This is a genomic window from Embleya sp. NPDC050493, from assembly GCF_044458105.1.
Lineage (GTDB): Bacteria > Actinomycetota > Actinomycetes > Streptomycetales > Streptomycetaceae > Embleya.
On sequence record NZ_JBITHP010000013.1, the window covers coordinates 92,880 to 113,198 of the forward strand.

At 72.9% G+C, this 20,319-nt stretch carries 18 protein-coding genes; 11 read left to right on the forward strand and 7 right to left on the reverse strand.

The window, feature by feature from the left end; genetic code table 11:
* The first annotated feature begins 55 nt into the window (after window positions 1-55).
* Complete coding sequence (locus ACIBM5_RS24545) at window positions 56-1,477, forward strand: DHA2 family efflux MFS transporter permease subunit (protein ID WP_396008775.1); 1,422 nt, start codon at window positions 56-58, stop codon at window positions 1,475-1,477.
* Here the strand turns inward: ACIBM5_RS24545 and fes are convergent.
* Together fes and ACIBM5_RS24555 are read right to left on the reverse strand one after the other, a co-directional pair.
* Complete coding sequence (fes, locus tag ACIBM5_RS24550; protein WP_396008776.1) at window positions 1,457-2,680, reverse strand: enterochelin esterase; 1,224 nt, start codon at window positions 2,678-2,680, stop codon at window positions 1,457-1,459. The two genes, ACIBM5_RS24545 and fes, sit on opposite strands and share 21 nt — an antisense overlap.
* A 94-nt stretch (window positions 2,681-2,774) precedes the next feature.
* Window positions 2,775-3,803 (reverse strand): ABC transporter substrate-binding protein, encoded by a 1,029-nt coding sequence (locus ACIBM5_RS24555; RefSeq protein WP_396008777.1) that lies wholly within the window; start codon window positions 3,801-3,803, stop codon window positions 2,775-2,777.
* A 245-nt stretch (window positions 3,804-4,048) separates the two neighbouring features.
* Here ACIBM5_RS24555 and ACIBM5_RS24560 point away from each other — a divergent pair, with 245 nt between their 5' ends.
* Window positions 4,049-4,966, forward strand: coding sequence for a S1 family peptidase (locus tag ACIBM5_RS24560; protein WP_396008778.1), 918 nt, complete (start codon window positions 4,049-4,051; stop codon window positions 4,964-4,966).
* A 23-nt stretch (window positions 4,967-4,989) separates the two neighbouring features.
* On the opposite strand, the gene ACIBM5_RS24565 is transcribed toward ACIBM5_RS24560, so the two are convergent.
* Window positions 4,990-5,472 carry a peroxiredoxin gene (locus ACIBM5_RS24565; protein ID WP_396008779.1) on the reverse strand — a complete coding sequence of 161 codons (483 nt, stop codon included), beginning with the start codon at window positions 5,470-5,472 and terminating at the stop codon, window positions 4,990-4,992.
* Window positions 5,473-5,820: 348 nt separating this feature from the next.
* Between ACIBM5_RS24565 and ACIBM5_RS24570 the strand changes: the two genes are divergently transcribed.
* Both ACIBM5_RS24570 and ACIBM5_RS24575 read left to right on the forward strand, forming a co-directional pair.
* Window positions 5,821-7,353, forward strand: a complete 1,533-nt coding sequence (locus ACIBM5_RS24570) for an ArnT family glycosyltransferase (protein WP_396008780.1) — start codon at window positions 5,821-5,823, stop codon at window positions 7,351-7,353.
* 100 nt (window positions 7,354-7,453) lie between these two features.
* Complete coding sequence (locus tag ACIBM5_RS24575) at window positions 7,454-8,188, forward strand: GntR family transcriptional regulator (RefSeq protein WP_396008781.1); 735 nt, start codon at window positions 7,454-7,456, stop codon at window positions 8,186-8,188.
* Window positions 8,189-8,387: 199 nt separating this feature from the next.
* Here ACIBM5_RS24575 and ACIBM5_RS24580 read toward each other — a convergent pair whose 3' ends face one another.
* Window positions 8,388-9,272, reverse strand: coding sequence for a GntR family transcriptional regulator (locus ACIBM5_RS24580; RefSeq protein ID WP_396008782.1), 885 nt, complete (start codon window positions 9,270-9,272; stop codon window positions 8,388-8,390).
* Between the two features lie 469 nt (window positions 9,273-9,741).
* Here ACIBM5_RS24580 and ACIBM5_RS24585 point away from each other — a divergent pair, with 469 nt between their 5' ends.
* Both ACIBM5_RS24585 and ACIBM5_RS24590 read left to right on the forward strand, forming a co-directional pair.
* Complete coding sequence (locus ACIBM5_RS24585; protein ID WP_396008783.1) at window positions 9,742-11,739, forward strand: hypothetical protein; 1,998 nt, start codon at window positions 9,742-9,744, stop codon at window positions 11,737-11,739.
* A 205-nt stretch (window positions 11,740-11,944) separates the two neighbouring features.
* Window positions 11,945-12,592, forward strand: coding sequence for a TetR/AcrR family transcriptional regulator (locus ACIBM5_RS24590; protein WP_396008784.1), 648 nt, complete (start codon window positions 11,945-11,947; stop codon window positions 12,590-12,592).
* Between the two features lie 146 nt (window positions 12,593-12,738).
* Here the strand turns inward: ACIBM5_RS24590 and ACIBM5_RS24595 are convergent, their stop codons facing one another.
* Together ACIBM5_RS24595 and ACIBM5_RS24600 are read right to left on the reverse strand one after the other, a co-directional pair.
* Window positions 12,739-13,500, reverse strand: a complete 762-nt coding sequence (locus ACIBM5_RS24595) for a 3-hydroxyacyl-CoA dehydrogenase (protein ID WP_396008785.1) — start codon at window positions 13,498-13,500, stop codon at window positions 12,739-12,741.
* 116 nt (window positions 13,501-13,616) lie between these two features.
* Window positions 13,617-14,795 carry a thiolase family protein gene (locus ACIBM5_RS24600; protein WP_396008786.1) on the reverse strand — a complete coding sequence of 393 codons (1,179 nt, stop codon included), beginning with the start codon at window positions 14,793-14,795 and terminating at the stop codon, window positions 13,617-13,619.
* 166 nt (window positions 14,796-14,961) lie between these two features.
* Between ACIBM5_RS24600 and ACIBM5_RS24605 the strand changes: the two genes are divergently transcribed.
* A complete protein-coding gene (locus ACIBM5_RS24605; protein ID WP_396008787.1) occupies window positions 14,962-15,579 on the forward strand; it encodes a TetR/AcrR family transcriptional regulator in 618 nt (205 codons plus the stop codon).
* Between the two features lie 181 nt (window positions 15,580-15,760).
* Entirely contained in the window at window positions 15,761-16,579 is an 819-nt protein-coding gene (locus ACIBM5_RS24610) for a DUF2127 domain-containing protein (protein WP_396008788.1), read from the forward strand.
* A gap of 324 nt (window positions 16,580-16,903) precedes the next feature.
* On the opposite strand, the gene ACIBM5_RS24615 is transcribed toward ACIBM5_RS24610, so the two are convergent.
* A complete protein-coding gene (locus ACIBM5_RS24615; RefSeq protein WP_396008789.1) occupies window positions 16,904-17,833 on the reverse strand; it encodes an NADP-dependent oxidoreductase in 930 nt (309 codons plus the stop codon).
* 123 nt (window positions 17,834-17,956) lie between these two features.
* Between ACIBM5_RS24615 and ACIBM5_RS24620 the strand changes: the two genes are divergently transcribed.
* From ACIBM5_RS24620 to ACIBM5_RS24630, 3 genes are all read left to right on the forward strand, one after another.
* Entirely contained in the window at window positions 17,957-18,370 is a 414-nt protein-coding gene (locus tag ACIBM5_RS24620) for a winged helix-turn-helix transcriptional regulator (protein ID WP_391587770.1), read from the forward strand.
* Between the two features lie 184 nt (window positions 18,371-18,554).
* Window positions 18,555-19,082, forward strand: coding sequence for a sigma-70 family RNA polymerase sigma factor (locus tag ACIBM5_RS24625; RefSeq protein WP_396008790.1), 528 nt, complete (start codon window positions 18,555-18,557; stop codon window positions 19,080-19,082).
* The gene (locus tag ACIBM5_RS24630; protein WP_396008791.1) at window positions 19,079-20,224 is read left to right on the forward strand and encodes a hypothetical protein; all 1,146 of its coding nucleotides are present in this window, start codon (window positions 19,079-19,081) and stop codon (window positions 20,222-20,224) included. The genes ACIBM5_RS24625 and ACIBM5_RS24630 overlap by 4 nt, the downstream gene beginning before the upstream one ends.
* Window positions 20,225-20,319 lie beyond the last annotated feature (95 nt).

Here is a 20,319-nt window from a genome sequence, read left to right on the forward strand (position 1 = left end):
CGCGGAACACCCGGGACCTGCTCCGGCGACCGCGAAACGCGCCTCCGGGTGGATCGTGATCGTCGTCTACACGGCCGCGATGTGCATGAACGGCCTGGATTCGACGATCGTCAATCCGGCGCTGCTGACCATCGCGGAGGACTTCGATCGGCCCGCGGTGGCGGCGAACACGGTCGAGATCGCGTTCCTGGTCGCGCTGGTGGCCGCGCTGCCCGTCGCCGGGCGGTTGGGTGATCGATTCGGCACCAAGCGCGTCTTCCTCGGTTCGCTCGCCGTGTTCACCGCTGCCTCGGCCGCCTGCGGGCTGTCGCAGAACCTGGCCTCGCTGGTCCTGGCGCGCGTCGTACAGGGTCTGGCAGGCGGGCTGTCGACCCCGGTCGGGATGACCATCCTGTTCACCGCGTTCGCCCCGCACGAGCGCATGCGGCTGGCCAAGTGGCTGATCGTGCCGACCGCGCTGATGCCCGCGTTGGGCCCGCCGCTGGGCGGGTTCCTCACCGAACACCTGTCCTGGCACTGGCTGTTCCTGGTGAACGTGCCGATCGGCACGGCCGCCGTGCTGCTCGGCCTGTTCGGACTGCGCGAGCACCGGGCGGGCGTGGTCGGGCCGTTCGACCGGACCGGCTTCCGGCTCACCACACCGACCCTCGGACTGCTCACCTACGCACTCGGCTTCGGGCCGTCGCAGGGCTGGAGCACGCCCGCCATCGCGGTCTCCGGGATCCTCGGCCTCGTCCTGCTGGGCGTCGCGATCGCACACCAACTCCGCGTCACCGAACCACTCTTGCGCCTGCGGTTGCTGACCGACCGAGCCTTCGGTGCGGCGACCGCACTGGCCCTGGTCACCTCGGCCGGGCTGATGGGTGTGCTGTTCGTCTTCCCGCTGCTGTATCAGGCGGCGCTCGGCGCTTCCGCGTTGGACGCCGGCCTGGGGGTCTTCCCCGAGGCGGTCGGCCTGATGTTCGCCTCACAGGTGGTCGACCGGTTGTTGCCCCGCCTCGGCCCGCGGCGACTGGCCACGCCCGCGTTGCTCTCGGCCGCGCTGGTGTTCGGCGCGCTCGCCCTGCCCGGGGTCGCCGACAACGCGTGGGCGGTACGGGTGTTGATGTTCTGTGTCGGGCTCGTGCTCGGTACCGCGGTGCTGACCGTGCAGATCGCCGGATTCGCTGAGATCGAACCACCGGACATGGGCCACGCGATGGCCCTGTTCACCATAGTGCGCACGCTCGGCGGGTCGCTGGGGATCGCGGCCGGTGCCGCGGTGATCGAGGCGGGTGGTGGCTCGGGCCACGACGCGAGCGCGCCGGGGCCGTACCGCGCGGCGATCTGGGTCACGGCCGCACTGGTGGCGCTCGGTGCGGTGTTCGCACTGCGACTCCCGCGCGAGGCGCCCGCTCCCCCACCGTTCGAGGACGACGACGCCGTCGAACCGGACCGCACGGATGCGGCCGGTGCCTCAGTCCCCGGCCGAGGCTGACAACAGCCCGACGAGTCCGACGGCGAGCCCGCCGCGCCAGCAGGCGTAGTCGTGGCCGCCGTCGAACTCGGTGTAGGTGAGTGGGTATCCGCGTTCGAGCAGGACATCGCGCAGGCGCCGGTTCTCGGCAATCAGCATCCACTCCAGCAGCCCCACCTCGACGTGGAAGCGGATCGGCAACCGTTCGGTCGCGGCGAACCGCCGGGTCAGCCACTCCGGTCCGTCGTTGCTCTCGTCCGGGTCGGGCCACCAGAACGACCCGGACTGGGACAACACGTTGCCGAACCGGTCCGGTCGACGCAGGGCCGCGAACGCGGCGGTCAGACCGCCCGCGCTCTGCCCGACGACCACGGTGTGCGCGGGATCCCCGGCGATCCCGTACTGCCGACCCGCCCATGGCAACAGCACGTCCGCCAGCCAGTCCACGAACGCCTCGTTGCAGGTGAGATCGGCGATCCGGCGATCCCGACCCATGGTGTCCACGAGCAGTGCGACGGTGGGCGGGATGCGGCCCTCGGCATGCAGGTTGTCCAGCGTGTCGCCGATGTCGAGTACCGAACCCCAAACCTCGCCGTCCAGCAACACCGCCACCCGGTAGGGCTCCCGCCGGTCGCCGGCGGGCACCAGCACGCTGACCCGGCGTCCGTCCACGGTGGTGTCCAGCCGCGATCCGCGCGGCACGCCCGGCCGTCGGCGCACCCACGGCTGCTCGGGCGCGTCGGGCAGCGCGAGCACCGACGACGGGTTGCGACCGTCCCGCGCGGCCAGCGTGGGCGCGTGGTTGTACGGGTCGGGCACCGCGCCGTCCAATACGCCCAGCCAGGCGGCACGATCGGTGCGCAGGATCCGCCCGCGCGGACCGGCGCCGACGAAGAACTGGTACGACGCACGCAGGTCGGCGGGCAACCGATGGGTGAGCGCCCACACATCCGTCCCGGGCACGCGGCGCATCAGATGCGGCGTCAGGTCGCCCGCGTGCCGGTCCCGATCGGTGAACGTGTGCAGCAGCGCGAGCACGTCCCCGGCGGGTGCGGCCGGATCGTCCCGCCACACGAAGGTGACCAGGCGCTGCCCGGGATCGGCCGGGTCCGGCTCGACCAGCGGAGCACCGACCGCCTCGACCCGGGCCCAGAACTCGGCGCCGGCATCGGCTCGTCCGGCGGCGACCGCCTCGGTCAGCGCGTTCAGTATCGGGGTGTCCATGATGCTCGACTTTCTGCGCGAAGACGAAGACGAACGGACCCGGCCCCGGAGCGCGTGTCGCGTCCCGGGGCCGGTCGCTGCCGTCGACGGCGGGTCAGGAGGTGGCGGACAGTGCCTTGGAGATGTCACCGAGCACCACGTCGGCGGCCAGCGGACCGCCTCGGGTGGACCACACCGAACCGTCCACGGTGACCACGTGGTTCTTCTTGACCGCGTTCAACTCCTTGTACGCCGGCTTCTCCTGGACCTCCTTGAGCGCGCTCGCGCCGTCCGCGGTGAGCGTGCCCAGGAACAGCCAGTCGCCGTCGATCTCGGCGATCTTCTCCAGGCTCAGCGCGGGAGTGTGCGCGTTGCCGTCCTTGTCCTGCGCCTTGGGCCGGGTCAGCCCCATGTCGAGGGCGACACCACTGGCGAACTGGCGCTTCTCCATCCAGCTCGGGCCATTCGGGTTCCAGCGCACGATGCTCACCGCGGCGCCCTTGTTCGCGGTCAGGTCCTCGCCGGTCTTCTTGGCCTTGGCCTCGTAGTCGGTGATCACCTTGTTCGCCTGGTCCAGCTTGTTGACCGCGTTGCCGATACCGCGGAAGGACAACTTCCAGTCGTCCGTGGGGGCCATCGTGACCAGCGTCGCCGGCGTGATCTTGCGCAGCTGCTTGAGCACCTGCTCGTCCTGCATGTCGCCGGCCAGGATCAGGTCCGGCTTGGCCGCGATCACCTTGTCCATCACCGGCTGGAGCAGGTTCCCGACCACCTCTATGCCCTTGACCTTGTCGGCCAGGTAGGCGGGCGGCTTGTCCAGGCCCTGGCCGTTGGTGATGCCGACCGGCTTGACGCCGAGCGCGAGCACCGCGTCCAGGTCCTCCTGGGTGAGCACCACGATGCGCTTGGGGCTCGCCGGCACCTGGACCGCGGTACCGGTCGCGTCCTTGACCGTGCGGGTGCCGCCGGCCGAGTCGCCGGCGGCCGGCGCCCCGCCGCCCTGGCTCGCGGCGGGCTTGGTCTCCGACTTGGAGTCGGAGTCGGAACCGCATCCGGTGAGCAGCAGACCGGCCGCCCCCGCCACGGCGAGCAGCCGAACCGCGCGCCGTCGGGCGGTCGCGAGCGGGCGATGAGATGAGGGCATGTGGGGCTCCGGGCACGAGTAAGGACGGGGGCCGGGGCTCGGCACGACCCCCGGGGTCGTGCTTAGGTTAGCCTTACCTTCCCAGAGTTGCGCAAGGCGGTACGGGGCGCCATCCGCCCGGGTGGCACACGTCACGCCCGGGCCGCGAACGTGCGGTACCCGGGCGGGGGATCCCGCCGCTCGTTCGGGTGAGCGCGGTGCGGTTGACCGCCGCGCGCCCGGTGCCGGTCCCTACGGTGTCCGGCATGAAGCGGACCACCATGACGCGTTCGATGTTGTCGATGGCCGCAGCGTCCGCGCTCGTCCTGACCACGCAGGTCGGCCCGGCCACGGCCGATCCGCCCGCCGTCGGCTGCCTGGTCGACCGGCTGGACCAACTGCTCACGCTGCGGCACCGGTTGGACGGGCTGGCCCTGGACGGCCGAGCCGGCGACAACCAGTACTGGTACGTCGACCATCAGCGCTGCACGCTCACGATCGCCAAGCTGCGCGGCGCCGCCGACCCGGCCACCTCGGCCTTCCTGCGCACCGCCCGGATGTTGCCCGCGTCGGTCGAGGTGCTCGAACTCCCCGCGCCGATCCGACCGCGGGTGGCCCGAGGACCGGCGGCCGGCCCGAACTCCCGCGCCGCGACCGGGTTCCACGGCGGCAGCACGATCTACAGCGGGCTCACCGGCACGGTCTTCATCTGCACCGCCGGCTTCAACGGCTACCGCCCGAACGCGACCGGTACGGCGGGCCATTGCGCCCGGGACGCCCCCACCTGGTACGACCGCACCGGCGCCCTCGTAGGCAACGTCGACCAGTACCGCTTCCCCGGCGGCGACTGGGCGGTCATCCCCGCGGCCGAGGGCCTGACTCCGACGGCCGACATCGTCGACGGCGACTCCACCACCGCGATCACCGGCTTCGCCGTGCCCCGGCTCCGTGACCGGGTCTGCGGCACCGGTGCCGCCAGTGGCACCCGGTGCGGCACCGTCGACGCGACCGACGTCACCGTCAACTACCCCGAGGGCGCGGTCACCGGCCTGGTCCGCAGCACCCAGTCCGGCGCCGCCGGCGACTCCGGTGGCCCGGTCCACATCGGCCCCACCGGAGTCGCCCTGATCAGTGGCGGCCCACCCGAAGGCGCCCCCACCTTCCTCCAACCCCTGAACTTCTGAACCTTCGGTCCGGGCACCGCCGCTCAGCCGCGGAGCAGTTTCAGTTGGGCCGTCAGGGTGTCCACGCCGCGATAGGTGAGGCCGACGAGGGCTACGTGCTTCCAGCGCAGGATGCCGTCGGCGTCGATGATGAAGACGGCACGGCGCAGCGCGTTGCTGCCCAGGCCGATGCCGTAGGACTCGACCACCTTGTGGTCGGTGTCGGCGAGCAGCGGCATGCGCAGGGAGTGCTTGCGGGCGAACTTCTCGTGGCTGTCCAAGTCTTGCGGGCTGATTCCCCAGACGGTGGCGTCGAGGTCGGTGAACTGTTCGAAGCCCGAGGAGTACGAGCACAGTTGCTTGGTGCACACCGCCGTGTCGTCGCCCGGGTAGAAGGCCAGCACGACCGGACGACCGCGCTGTGCGGACAGGGTCAGCGATTCCCGGCGGACCTCGCCGTCGCTCAGGTGTACCGCGTCGAGGGTGAAGTCCGGTGCCGGGGCGCCGACCTCGGGGGTCTTGGACATGTCGTGGTCTCCTCGGGCGGGATGCGGCATGCGGAATGCCACATGCGGGATACGGGATGGAGTGGCGGTGCGGAGCGGCCGGGCTTCGCACCGCGACGTTACCCGTATGAAGAGGGCACGTCCCCCATGGCCGGACAGGTTTCGTCCGCCGGACCGGCAGCACGATCGTGGGCAGCGGGCAGAGCAGCGGGAAACAGTGTGCGGCCGATTCGGTCATCGCGTCGGGAAACGGACATCCCGGGGTCGCCGACATCGAAGTCGCGGACTCCGGAATTCGATCCCGACTCGTTGTCCGGACCTGCACGCGAGTCTCTGCCGTACCGACCCCGGATCCGGCACCATGACGTAATGAGCCGTGTGGAGAAACGCACGTCGACCGAACCACTGCTGCCCGCACCGGTACCGCCCGCCCTGCCGCCGCTCGCGAAGCGGCCGATCGCGCTGATCGTGATCGCGGTCTTCGCGGTGCAGGCGGCGCTGTCCGCGCGCTATGGCTTCCATCGCGACGAGTTGTACTTCGTGGTGGCCGGTCGGCATCTCGCGTGGGGCTACGTGGACCAGCCCCCGCTCACGCCGCTGCTCGCCCGCGCGTCCGGCGAGTTGTTCGGGGACGAGCCGCAGGATCTACGGATCTTCGCCGCGCTCGCGTGCGCGGCGACGGTCCTGGTCGTCACGCTGATAGCACGCGAGTTCGGTACCGGCCGGGCGGGCCAGTTGCTCGCCGCGGCCTGCGCGGCCACGTCCGGGATCGTGCTGGGCGTCGGCCACCTGTGGTCCACCGCGACGTTGGACATCCTCGCCTGGCTCATGGTGGCGTGGTTCCTGCTGCGCCTGCTGCGCACCGGCGACGGGCGTTGGTGGCTCGCGGTGGGAGCGGCCGTCGGCGGCGCGATGCTGAACAAGTACCTGGTCGGCTATCTCGTGGTGGCCCTGCTCGCCGGTCTGCTCGCCGTCGGCCCGCGCGAGGTGCTGCGCGGTCGCCTGTTCGGTGCGGGCATCGCGATCGCGGTACTGCTCAGCGCACCCGGCCTGATCTGGCAGGCCGGCCACGGCTGGCCGCAGTTCACCGTCGCCGGCGGGATCAGTACGGACGACGGCGCCGAGAACCGGATCATGTTCGTCCCCCTGCAAATCGCCTACCTGTCACCGCTGTTCGTGCCGATCTGGGTGGCCGGCGGGGTGCGGTTGTGGCGTTCGGCGGAGCTTCGCTGGGCTCGCGCGATACTGCCCGGATACCTGGTCCTGTGCGTCCTGGTGATCGGCTCGGGCGGCAAGTCGTACTACGCACTGCCGCTGCTTTTGGTGCTGGTCGCGGCCGGTTGCGAGCCGACCGTGCGCTGGGCCGCGTCCCGACCCGCTCGGCGGGTGCCGGTCGGCTCGATGCTCTTGGTCGCCACGGTCACCAGCGCGGTGATCTCGCTGCCGCTGCTGCCGGCCGATCGGGTGAACGCGGTGAACGGGATCAACCCGGAGCAGGGCGAGCAGATCGGCTGGCCCGAACTGGCCGACGCGGCGGCGGTGGCCTGGGCGCGCATCCCGCCCGAACAGCGCGACCGGGCGGTGCTGTTCGCGGGCAACTACGGCGAGGCCGGCGCGCTCGACCGGTACGGCCCCGCCCGAGGGCTGCCCAAGCCGTACTCGGGCCACATGTCCTTCGCCGACTGGGGTCCGCCGCCGGATCGCGCCGACGGTCCGGTGGTGATCGTCCGCGAAGGTGAAGTGACGGCCGGATACCGGGCCTTCGTCGACTGCCGGCTGGTCACCCGGGTGGACAACGGGGAGGGCGTCGACAACGAGGAACAGCACGCGGTGGTCGAACTGTGCGCGGGCACGGCGAAGCCCTGGTCGCGCCTGTGGCCGGAGCTGCGGCACTTCTACTGACCGGCCCGGGCCGACCCGCCGCACCGGGGTCGACCCGCGCACCGGACCGAATCGACGCGCGCCGGGATGCGACCGGCCGGTGAGCAGTGAGAGGAGTGTCATGGCGAATGCGAGTCCGCCCGGCTACTACCGCACCGGCGGTGAGGGTCGGCCCGGGTCGCTGACCGGCTCGGCGTACCGGGAGGTCCGGCGTCGGGTGCTGCACCTGGAACTCGCGCCCGGCGCCCGATTCACCGAGAAGGCGGTGGCCGGCGAACTGGGCATGAGCAAGACGCCCGTGCACGAGGCGCTCGCCCTGCTCGCCGAGGACGGCTTCGTCGAGGTGCTTCCGCGCAGCGGATACCGGGTCTCCCGGGTCACCCTGCGCTCCGCGCGCGAACTGTTCGACCTGCATCGGGCGCTGGAGCAGGACGCGGCGGCCGCGGTGGCCCGGCGGCCGGCCGAGGTCGTCGCGCAGGTGGCCCGCGAGGGCGCGTGGGTGCGGGACGCGCGACCGGTCGAAGACCCGGACGCGTGGCTGGACCGGTACACCCGGTTGCATCTGCTGCTCGGCGAGCTGGCGGGCAATCGGCACCTGCGCCGCGCCCTGGGCGGAACGCTGCACGCACACCACCGGCTGCTCCGACTGTGCGTGGCCGCCGGCGGGCCGCACCTGCGCTCGATCGCAGGCGACGACGCGCCGTTGCTGGACGCCCTCGCAGCCGGCGACCCGAACGCGGCCCGGCACGCGGTACACACCCGGCTCACCGGATGCCGCGAGCGGGTGCTGGACGCACTCCTGTCCAGCGACGCCCTCCTGGACGTGAACATCGCAGGACCCACGCCCGGGCCCTGACCGAACCCGGCCGGCGCCGGTGTCGGGCACGGGCGCCGCTCGCGCCCGTGCCCTGAACGAACTCGGCCGGCGCCGCCGTCGGGGCACGGTCTCGGTCCGCGCTCGGGGCCTGAGCGAACTCGGCCCACGCCCCCGTCCGGACGCGGGCTCGGTCGCACCCGGGCCCGGACTCGACCGACGCCGCCGTCGGGGCGCCGGCTCAGCTCGCGCCCGTGCGGAGCAGTGTGCCCAGGTCCAGGTCGAGCAGGTCGGCCGGCAGTTCGGGGGCACATTCGGCGCCGACCGTGCGGCCCAGGTGCGCGGCGACCGGCGGCACCAGCGCGCCGAACACGGCCGTGCCCAGCGCCCGGATGCCGTGCTCGACGGCGGCGGCCGCGGCCTCCTGGTCGCCCGCCGCCAGTGCCGCGCTCAGCGGCCCGTGGTCGGGCGCCGGCCAGGTCGGCTCGCCGAGTACGACGGCCAGGCACAGGTGGCGCAGTTGGTGGCGCAGCACGTACTCCTCGATCTCGGCGGCCCGCCCGTTGCCGGCCCGCTCGGCGAGCGCGGCGCCGAAGCCGAGCCACCCGAGCGGCACCGACGCGACTCGGGCTCGCGCACGTACTCCGCCACCCACGGCGGGTCCGAGCGTCGACCCGACATCCGGCCCGCGCCCCGAGCCGACGCTCGCCCCGGGACCCGACCCGGACGCCCGATCCGCCGTCGAGGCCCCGCCCAGCGCCGTGCGCCGCCACGCCCGGGCCGCCTCGTCCAACCCGCGCAGCCCCTCCGCATCGCGCCGGCCGGCCGCCAGTCGGGCCGCCAACGTCTCGATCGTCAGGCGCAGTTCGAGCAGTTCCCGGATGTCGCGCAGGGTGACCGGCATGACCAGGTAGCCCGAATGCGGCGCGACCGCGACCAGGCCCTCGTGGGTGAGCAGGTTGAGCGCCTCGCGCACCGGCGTCTTGCCCATGTCCAGAGCGGTCGCCAGATCCCCTTCGCTGAACACCGTCCCGGGCAACATCTCCAGGCGCAGGATGCGGCCGCGGATCGTCTCCCGGGCGAGGGCGGTCCGGCTCTTGGTACGCGCAGTCGAGGTCGGCGTCATGTCCGGATTCTCCTCGGATCCCGGCCGCGATCGGTGTCGGCGACGAGGATCGGCGAAGATCGGCAAGCCGGTGCCGCGACCGGTTCACGGAACCCGGTGACCTGCGTATCGACTCCGACGCGGCCGGACACTCCCATGCCGCATGGGACTAATATCTCAGGCAGCCGGGTCGCGACGAGAATGCGGGGGCGCTCCGCTCCCGGATGGTGCCCACGACGTGGGACCTCTGCCATCGCCACCGCCGACTCCTGCGATGATCCTCGCGACGAGGAAGGTGGTTTCGGATGACCCGCGCGGCCCGCACGCCGACCGGCGCCGATCCGAGGCGCGCCCGTGCGGTGATCGGCCTTTCTCCTCCGACTCGCGACCGGGCCTACCATCGGAAGCGTGTCGAGGGCTCCTCCGACCGCATCCGCGAGCCGCACCCGCACGCCATCCCCTCGGGACGAACGACCTTGGACATCGACATATGACCGCGTCGCAGCACACCCGATCCGCATCCCCCGTCACGCTCCTGCGGGAATGGCACGAGCGCACCGACGGCGCCGCCCTGCACGAGGCCCTGTTCCTCGGCCTGAACGTCGATCTGCCCTTCCTGGAGCGCGTCGCGGTCCCGCTCGCCCGTGGCCTCTCCGCCCGCGTCGCGATCTTCGGGGACGCCGCGCAGGAGGCGCACCACCCGCACGAGGTGCGCGGCGCCGGCCGTGACTACCTCTATGCGCCCACCGTGTGTCCCGGTGGCCTGCGCGCCAAGCTGGTCGTGCTGCTCGGCGAGCACGCGTGCCGAATCGCGATCGGCGGCGGCACCCCGGCGCTGCCCGGCTGGGCGGGCGACGACCGGCTGTGGACGGTGGTGGAGACCGAGGACGACGCGTCCAACGCGCTGCTGGCCGACGTGGCCGACTGGCTGGACAAGCTGCCCGAACTCGACGGGGTCGCGATGGCCCCGTGGGCCGCCGAGTACCTGCGCGAGATCGCCGTGCTGCTGACCGAGCGGCACATCCTGGCCGACGAGACGCCCGGTCCCGACGCGCGGCTGCTGGACAACCTGGACCGCTCGCTGCTGGACCGGGTGCCGGCCGGCCCGGTGGACGAACTGCACGTGTACGCGCCGGCCGTGGACCCGGCGGGCGACACGCTGCGCGAGCTGATCGCGCGACTGGCCCCCGCGCGGGTGCTCTTGGGTGTGCACGAGAACTGGTCGGGCCACACCGGCGCGCTGCTGCGCTCCGCACTCGGCGGTCGTCCCGCCGACGTGCTCGTACTGCCCGAACAGCGGCTGGTACACGGCCGGTTCGCGCAGTGGCGGATCGGCGACCGGTGGTTCGCGCTGACCGGCAACGCCGACCTGACCCGGGCCGGGTTCGCCGGCACCGCGGCGGCCGGCGGCGGTCTCGACCTCGCGGTGCGCACCGCAGGCGGTCCGGTTTTGCCGCTCGGCGACGGCCGGCCCACCTCGCTCGCCGACCTGGACGCGCTGCGCGGCGTCGCGGTCGGCGCCGAACTCGTGCTGCTCGGCGCGCAGGCGGACGGCGCGGGGCTGCACGTGGTGCTGGCCGAGGCCGCCCGCGAGCCGGTCACGGTGAGCACCTCCGCCGACGGATCACCGGGCTCTTGGCGGGAGTTGGGCGTCATCCCGAGCGGCGCGTCGAGCGCCGACTTCCCGCCCGCGGCGGGCCTGGGGCCGGCCGTGCGCGGCAGCTTCACCCGGGCCGACGGCGGCGTGGTCCACTCCGCCGCGGTCTTCGCGTACAGCCCGGCCGCCGCCGCGCGACCGAGCGACACCCGGCTCGCCGCCCGCCCGGAACCCGCGCCGCCCACCCCGCGGCCCGCGGCACCGGCTCCCGCGGTCGCGCCGCGGCCGGTCCAGGCCGCGTCCGCGCCACCGGCCGCACCGACACCGGCGCCGCGCCCGCCGGCACCGACCCCCGCCCCCGCCGCGCCGCCTGCGCCGACCCCGACGCCGGCGCCGCTGTACGTGCCGTCCCACCTCGACCCGGAGCCGGTCCCGACCGCCCCCGCCGAGGACGGCCCGTACGCCGAGGCCATCGAGGAGTTCGCCGCACACGGCTGGGTCGCCGGCATCGAGGACGGGATCTGGCGGATCACCGGCTCGTTCGGCAACCCGGTCCCGATCGCGGCGGTGGCCGCGACCCGGCTGGCGCAGTACGGCGAGCCGGTGCTGATCCAGGCCGGCAACGAGCGCCGCTGGGCCTTCATGGCCTGGCACGCGCCCGACCTGACGCTGCTGAACTGGCCTGCCCGGAACTGGCGCAGCTACCAGATACGTCCCCCGGCCGACCCCGAGTCGCGCTTCCGCGGCGGCGACCTGGCGAGCGTCCCGGGCCGGGTCGGTCCGCTCAACCGGCAGATCGGCGACCCGCCGCCGGCCCTGCTGCGGGTCCTGGACGAGGTCGGCATCGGCTTCGCCGAACTCGTCAAGACCCTGCAGCAGATCGGCGGCTGAGCGGCGGCACGAAGTACCGCACCGCGTGGCCGGGTTCGGGGCCGGTTCGAAATCGCCGCAACCCGGGCACCGGCCGCGCCCCGGTACCGAGCGAGCGATCGTTAGACTGTCGACACCCAAAAACGGCGACACCCGAAATAGCCACACCCAAGACGATGTGCCCCGGAGCGGCCGGAGCCCGTGTGCGGAATCAGGAGCCGGACCCATGGCGGAGCCACTCGCGGCGGATCTGCGCGCCGACGGCCACACCGACTGGCGCGCGTACGACCCGCTGCTGCTGCCGCCCATCCTGGCCGCCTCGCTCGCCGCGTTCGACGAGCACGGGTATCACGGCACGACCGTGCGCGACATCGCCCGCCGGGTGGGCGTGACGGTGCCGGCGCTGTATTACCACTACCAGAACAAGCAGGCGCTGCTGGTCGAGTTGCTGATCGGCTCGATGAACGCGGCACTCGGTCGCTGCCGAGGTGCCCTCGCCGAGGCCGACGACGCGCCCACCGCGCGATTCGCCGCGTTGGTCGAGTGCATCGTGCTGTACATGGCGAACCGCGCGCCGCTGGCCTTCCTGGACAGCGAGATGCGCAGCCTCGAACCCGACAACCGGGCCCGCTACATCGCCATGCGCGACGAACTCGAAGCCCTGATGCACGACGCGGTACGAGACGGCGTGGCCCTGGGCGAGTTCACCACCCCGTACCCGGTGGACGCCGGCCGCGCCGTCATCACGTGCTGCCAGGCGGTGGCCAACTGGTACCGCCCCACGGGCCCCCTGACCCCCCAACAAATCGCCAACCGCTACATAACCATCTCGCTGGCCACAGTCGGCCACAAACCCACCCCACCCGGCCCTTGAGACCACTCGACCGACCGACGCTCAAGGCGAAGCAGCCGGCCGGCGCTTGAGGCCAAGCAGCCCGGCCGGCGCTTGAGGCCCCGTCGGCCGGAGGCCGGGTCCCCAGCCCGGCCGGCGCTTGAGGCCAAAGGCCCAGTGCCCAACGCCTACTTCGGCGCCATCCTGATCGCGCCGTCGAGCCGAATCACCTCACCATTGAGCATCTGGTTCTCCACGATGTGCGCGACCAACGCCGCATACTCCGCCGGCCGCCCCAACCGACTCGGATGCGGCACCTGCGCACCGAGCGACGCCCGCGCGGCCTCCGGCAGCGCCCCCAGCAGCGGCGTCTCGAACAACCCGGGCGCGATCGTCATCACCCGCACGGCCAGACCGGCGAGGTCCCGCGCGATCGGCAGCGTCATCGCCGCGATGCCGCCCTTGGACGCGCTGTACGCGGCCTGCCCGATCTGTCCGTCGAAGGCCGCCACCGACGCGGTGTTGACGATCACCCCGCGCTCGCCGTCCACCGGCTCGTGCCCGACCATGCGCTCCGCCGCCAGCCGCAGCACGTTGAACGTACCGATCAGGTTGACGTTGACCACGCGCGCGAACAGGTCCAGCGGGAAGGCGCCCTGCCGCCCCACCGTACGGGCCGCGTTGGCCACGCCCGCGCAGTTGACCGTGATCGCCAGCGTGCCGTCCGCGTCCGCCGCGTCCACCGCCGCACGTACCTCGTCCTCCCGCGTGACGTCGCCGGCCACGAACACGGCCCGCTCACCGAGCCGTTCGGCCGCCTCCTTGCCCTGTGACGAGGGCAGGTCGAAGAGCACGACCGACGCGCCCTTGTCGACGAGCAGTTCGGCGGTGGCCAGGCCCAGGCCCGAGGCGCCGCCGGTGATCAGGGCGGTGGTGCCTTCGATGCGCATCTATGTGTCTCCGTAACGATCAAAACGATCAAAGCGAGGTCGGCAATTCGGGGTGCCGGGCCGGAAACAGGGTGAGTCCGGATCGGCGGAAAACAGGGTGGGCGGGTGCACAACCCTCAGAGGCGTTCGATGATCATCGCGTTGGCCATCCCGCCGCCCTCGCACATCGTCTGGAGGCCGTACCGGCCACCCGTGGACTCCAGCACCCCCAGCAGCGTGCTCAGCAGCCGCCCGCCGGACGCGCCGAGCGGGTGCCCGATCGCGATCGCACCGCCGCGCCGGTTCACCTTCTCCAAGTCGGCGCCCACCTCCGCCGCCCACGCCAACGGCACGGGCGCGAACGCCTCGTTGACCTCGAACGCGTCGATGTCGTCGATGCCCAGGCCGGCCCGTTCGAGCACCTTGCGGGTGGCCGGGATGATCCCGGTGAGCATCAGCAGCGGGTCGTCGCCGGTCACCGCGAATGCGTGGAAGCGGGCCCGCGGGGTCAATCCGAGCGCGGTCGCGCGCTCCTCGCTCATGATCAGCGCGGCGGAGGCGCCGTCGGTCAGCGGCGACGAGTTGCCCGGGGTGATCCGCCAGTCGATCTCCGGGAAGCGAGCACCCATGCCCTCGTCCACGAACGCGGGCTTGAGCCCGGCCAAACCCTCCTCGGTCGTGGCGGGCCGCACCGTCTCGTCCACCCGGTGCTCGCCGCCGGCGAGCGTGATCGGCACGATCTCCCGATCGAACGCGCCCTCGGCGGCGGCCTGTGCGGCGAGCCGGTGCGAACGGGCGGAGAAGCGGTCGAGCGCCGCCCGGTCCAGGTTCCAGCGGGCCGCGATCAACTCGGCCGAGTAACCCTGCGGGATCAGCCCCTCGGGGTAGCGCTTGCCGAGCAGTTCGCCGAACGGGTCGCCCCCGCGCGCGGCGAAGCCCATCGGCACCCGGCTCATCGACTCGACGCCGCCCGCGATCACGATGTCGTACGCGCCGGCGATCACGCCCTGCGCGGCGAAGTGCGCGGCCTGCTGACTGGATCCGCACTGCCGATCCACGGTCGTCGCCGGCACGCTCTCCGGGAATCCGGCGGCGAGCACCGCGTTGCGTGCGATGTTCAGCGACTGGTCGCCGGCCTGGGAGACACACCCCGCGATCACGTCCTCGACCAGCGCCGGGTCGAGACCGTTGCGCTCGACCAGGGCACGCAGCGTGTGGGCGAGCAGGTCGACCGGATGGGTGCCGGACAGCGCGCCACCGGGCTTGCCCTTGCCGGAGGCGGTCCGCACCGCGTCGACGATGACGGCTGTGGTCATGGGGCTTCGTCTCCTCGGATCCGCAAGGTTACTGAACGTTCGCTAAAGACATTCGACCCTCCGGCGCAACCCCTGTCAAGCATCGACCCGAGCACCACCGAACGTTGCCGGTCACGACACCGAGCACCGCGATGTGGGACCGAGGACAGGCCCTAGGCTGAACTTCGTGACCAGCGCACCCGTACGCGAACCACGCCAGCACCGCAGTCGCGTCACCCGAGCAAAACTCCTGGACACCGCCGTCGAGGTGCTGGCCGAGGTCGGCTGGCTCGGCGGCACCGTGACCGTGGTCGCCGAGCGGGCGAGCGTCTCCCGGGGCGCGGTGCAGCACCACTTCCCCACCCGCGAGGACCTGTTCACCGCCGCGATCGATCACATGGCCGGCGACCTGTTCGCCCGGATACGTCTGGACGGCACGCGGATCCCGCCCGGCCCCGCACACACCGAGGCGGTGGTCGACGCGCTCGTGTCGATGTTCCGGGGCCCGCTCTACCGGGCCGCACTCAACCTGTGGGTGGCCGCCGTGGAGGACGACACGCTGCGGGCCAGGGTGGTGCCGCTGGATCGGCGACTGTGCGCCGCGATGTACGACATGGCGGTCGACCTGCTCGACGCCGACGTGTCCCGCCCCGGGGTGCCGGCCGCCGTCGAGGGCACCCTGAGCCTGGCCCGCGGACTGGGCATCAGGGAACTGCTCACGGAGGACGAGGCGTGCCGGCGGGCTATCGTCCGACAGTGGGCGCTGCACCTGGACACCGTGCTGGCCGGCCGTACCCCGGCGTGATCCGGGCTCGTTCGGGCTCATCCCGGATCAGCCGGCTCGGCCGGGCTCAGCCGGGCCGACCCGGCGTGATCGGGCCCCGGGCGGGCCGGCGGCCGTCATTTCACGCTTCGATGACCAATCCTTGATCCGCACCCGGCCAAATCCCGGACGGAACGGGATCCACGGGCCGTAACTTCACCGCGTGGACTGGAATCGACGGACCTGCGCCCGGCGCGGACACGAGACGTACGCTCCCGACGAACCGGCGTTGCGCGACCGACTGCACGCGAGCACACCGGTCGGCGAGGCGTGGCGCTGCCTGCGCTGCGGGGACTACGTGCTCGGCGAGGTCAAGGGCCGCGGCCCGGCCGGCGACGCGCCGACGGTGATGCGCGGGCGGGCCCTGCGCGACGTGCTGATCCTGCGCTTTTTGGCCGTCGAGCGGGCCGCGCGCGGCGTACTGATCCTGCTCGCGGCCTACGCGGTCTGGCGCTTCAGCAATTCGCAGGACTCGGTGCGCAGGTTGTTCGAGGACGACCTGACCGCGTTCCGGCCGGTGGCCGAGCACTTCCATTACGACCTGGACCACTCGCCGATCGTCGACTCGATCCGCAAGACCTTCGACTACAAGCACTCGACGCTGGTCTGGGTCGCCGTCGCGATGGTCGTCTACGCGGTGATCGAGATCGTCGAGGCGGTCGGTCTGTGGCTGCTCGAGCGCTGGGCGGAATACCTCACGGTGGTCGCCACCGCGGCGTTCCTGCCGCTGGAGGGCTACGAGATGCGCGAGCACGTGAGCGCGTTCAAGGTGGCCACGCTCACCCTGAACATCCTCGCGGTCGTCTACATCATCGTCGCGAAGCGGCTGTTCGGGGTCCGCGGCGGCGCCGAGGCGTTCGAGCGCGAACGGCACAGTGAATCCCTGCTGGAAATCGACGAGGCGATCCACCCCGGGCCGCCGCGGCAGCCGTGGGAGGAGCACGTACACACGCCCAAGCCGCCGCACGCACGCACCCCCTGATCCACCCACGCGGGCCGGACCCCCGCGGACCCGGCCCGCGCGATCCCGGCCTGGACTCGACTCACGCGAAGCCGGCCCCGCGCTCCCGACGCCCACGGATCGGGCCCTCGCGGACCCGGCCCGGACCCACCCTCACGGCCCGACCCTCGCGGACCCGACCCTGGACCCACCCTCGCGGGCCCGACCCACGCGAACTCGACCCCGGACCCGGCCCGCACGGCTCCGACCCGCACGGACCGAACTCGCGGACCCGACCCTCGAAGCCCCCCGCGCCGGCCCCTGGTTCGGCTCGGCCTCCGGCCCCCCGGCCCGGCGCCCGTCCCCTCACGGCACCAGCACCCACCGCCCGCGCAGCCCGCCCTTCGTCGGCGGGGCGTACGCCTCGGCCGCGTCCGCGAGCGGGATCACCCCGGCCACCCGCAGGGTCAGCCCGCCCTTGTCGGCCAGCGCCGCGAGTTCGGCTGCCCGGGCACCGTCCGCGCGCACCCAGACGTGGTGCACCCGCGTCCCGCGCAGGGCCGGCGGCGCCGCGCCCGCGTTGAGCGCCACGAACGCCCCGCCCCCGCGCACCGCGTCCAGCGCGTCCGGGCCGAGCATCGCCGCGTCCAGCGCCGCGTCCGCGCCGCCCGGCACGATCGCCCGGATCCGGTCGGCCAGTTCCGGGCCGCGAGCCACGAACCACTCGGCGCCGACCCCGCGGAGGAAGTCCTCGTCCGCGGCACCCGCGACCGCCACCACGCGCACCCCGCGCGCCGCCGCGAGTTCGACCGTGAAGCCGCCCACCGCACCCGCCGCCCCGGTCACCACCAGGGTGTCCCCGGCCGCGAGGTCGAGCAGTTCCAGTCCCTGCCACGCGGTCAGCCCGTTCAACGGGATCGTCGCCGCCGCGATGGCATCCAGGCCGGCCGGCAGCGGCCCGACCGCGTCCGCGTCCAGCACCACGAACTCGGCCTGTGCACCCGTCCGTACATCCAGCCGATCACGCAACCCGAGCACCGCGTCGCCGACCGCGAACCCGGTGACTCCCGCGCCGACGCCGGCCACCTCGCCGGCGACGTCCCAGCCCAGGCCGAAGACCTCGCGCGCGGGCACCAGGCCGAATCGCACCGGCGCACCCTCCAGCACCATCGAATCCACCGGATTCACCGCCGCCGCCGCGACCCGGATCCGCACCTGCCCCGGCCCCGGTTCGCGGTCGGGCGTGTCCACGACCTCGACCACGGGCGATCCGGCTCGGGCGATCACCGCACGCATGACACCACTCCCACGCTCTGCGTCGGGCCGGTTCGTCCGGCCCCTCGACCGCCAACCTACGAAGAGTTACTCTCCCTGGGTAAGCACGTACCCGAAAGTGCGTATGCCACCCGAAGGAGAGCCATGCCGACCCGTACCGCGGCCGAACGCCGCGCCCAGGCCCGCTCCGCGTTCGACGCGTACATGGCCGACTGCCCGGCCCGGCGGCTCCTGGACGGGATCAGCGACAAATGGGTGAGCCTGCTCGTCAACGCGCTGGCCGACGGCCCGCAGCGCTACAGCGACCTGTCCCGCCGAGTGGCCGGGGTCAGCCAGAAGATGCTCACCCAGACCCTGCGCAACCTCGAACGCGACGGCCTGGTCACCCGCACCGTCACGCCGTCCGTCCCGGTCCGGGTCGACTACGCGCTGACCCCCCTGGGCGAGAGCCTGCTGCCGCTGATGTCGGCCATCAAGTCCTGGGCCGAGCAGCACATCCCCGAGGTGGACCGGGCCCGCGAGCGCTACGACGCGCAGCACCCGCCGGCCATCGGCTGACCGGCCCGGCGCACGCACCGGCCGCGCGCGCAGATACGTTCGGGCCGCACGACCTCGGGTCACCGAAGGTCCGCCAGAAGATCGCCGACTGTTCATTTTCCGGCCCGCCGAGGGTGTTTCCGGCTCCATATCGTGATCTTGACCGGCGGAACGGACGTCGGCCGAACTTCCGAGGAGCCCAGTCGTGTCGCCTGGCCGTGAGACCCACGAGCGCGAACGGCGGATCGAACTGCTGATGGCGGAGAGTGCGCCGTTGCGCAGGTATGTGAGCGGAATCCTGGGCACCGACCTGCACACCGTCGAAGACGTGGTTCAGGAAACGCTGTTACGAGCGTGGGAGGCCGCGGATCGGCTGGACTGGGACGGCCGGCCGATCCGGATGTGGCTGTTCCGGGTCGCCCGCAACCTGGCCGTGGACGCCCGGCGGCGCAACCGGTCGCTACCGGTGGGCATCGATCCGAGCGAGTTCACCGGATTGCCGACGGTGCCCGATCCGGCCGCGACGGTCGTGGATCGCTGCGTGCTCGTACGGGCGTTGCGCGCACTGGCCGCGCCGCACCGCGAGGCGCTCGCCCAGGTGCACCTGCTCGATCGCAGCGGCGCGGACGTCGCCCGCACCCTGGGGATACCGCGCGGAACGGTCAAGTCTCGTACCTACCACGGGATCGCGGCCATCCGTCGGGAGCCGGCCGCGATCGAGGAGAGCGGATGACAGGCTCCGAGGACCTCGCCATGCAGGTCGCCGGACACGACCTGACCACCCTGCTCGGCTATGCGGGGATCGTCGTCCTCGTCTTCGCCCTCGCGCACTGGGCCGCGATGCGGCGCGGCGGATGGCGCTTCGTCCGCCGCCGGCTGCGCCGGGAACTGGCGCTCACGGTGGCCGCGTTCGCCGAGCCGGTCGCCGCCCTCAGCCGGTATCGGCGGCGCCGCCGACTGCTGGTACGGGCGCTGCGCGGGCCGGACACCTGGGCCGACGCCGAGAACGCGCTGCGGCTCGCGGCCGACGTGGCGGCCGGTGCGCGTCCGTACGCGGCGCTGGTGGAGCGCGACGTGGTGGGCGTCCTGGTCACCTGCGGTCCGGACCTGCCCGAGCCCGCCGAGCCGTGGGCGGTCGACGAACTCGACCCCCGACTGTGGTGGATCGCGCGCACCGACCTGGAAGTGGGCACCGGTCCGGCCCCGTTGCCGGTCGCGATCGGTACCCGGGAGGACGCGGTGGTCTTCCTCGACCTGTCGACCGGCCCCCGCGTGCTCGCGGTGTCCGGCGAGCGGCGCGGCGCGCGGGCCACCGTACAGGCCCTCGCGGCCCAGCTCGACGCGCGGCTGCCGGCGGGCGCGGTCACCGTCGCGGACGGCATCCACCCGCGGCATGCCGGGCCGAGTACCGCCGAGGCGTTCACCCTGGCGACCACCGCCGCGTCGAGCCGCCGCCATCCGCAGGTCGTGGTGTGCGCGGACATCCCCGATGTGCCCGCCGCCTCACCGGTGTCGGTGGTGACCCTGGGTACGCCGCGCGGCCACGCCCGGCTGTTGGCGGTGTCCCCGACCGGCGCCCTGCTCGTACACGGCACCCCGCTGCGGGTGGACGCCCGTCCGCTGCCGCGCGCGATCGCCGCGACGGTGTGGCAATTGCCGCCGTGGTCCACGGAGGACGCCGCGCACCCGGGCCCGCCGGCGGCCGACCCGGACCTGGATCCGGTTCCGGTTCCGGTTCCGGGAGCAGCAACCCACGCACCGGCCTCGGCCTCGGGTTCGACGCCGGGCGCGACCCCGGCCGCGCCGGCCCCGCACGACGACTTCGACGAGCCCGCCGACACCGACAAGCCGAGCGGCGTCTCCGTCGACGTGTGATCCCGCGCGGCGCCGCACCCTTTGGGAATCCCGTCGGGCGAGCCGTCGGGTCCGGTGGTGAACTGTCCCCACGCCGGACGGGCCGTTGATCGGCC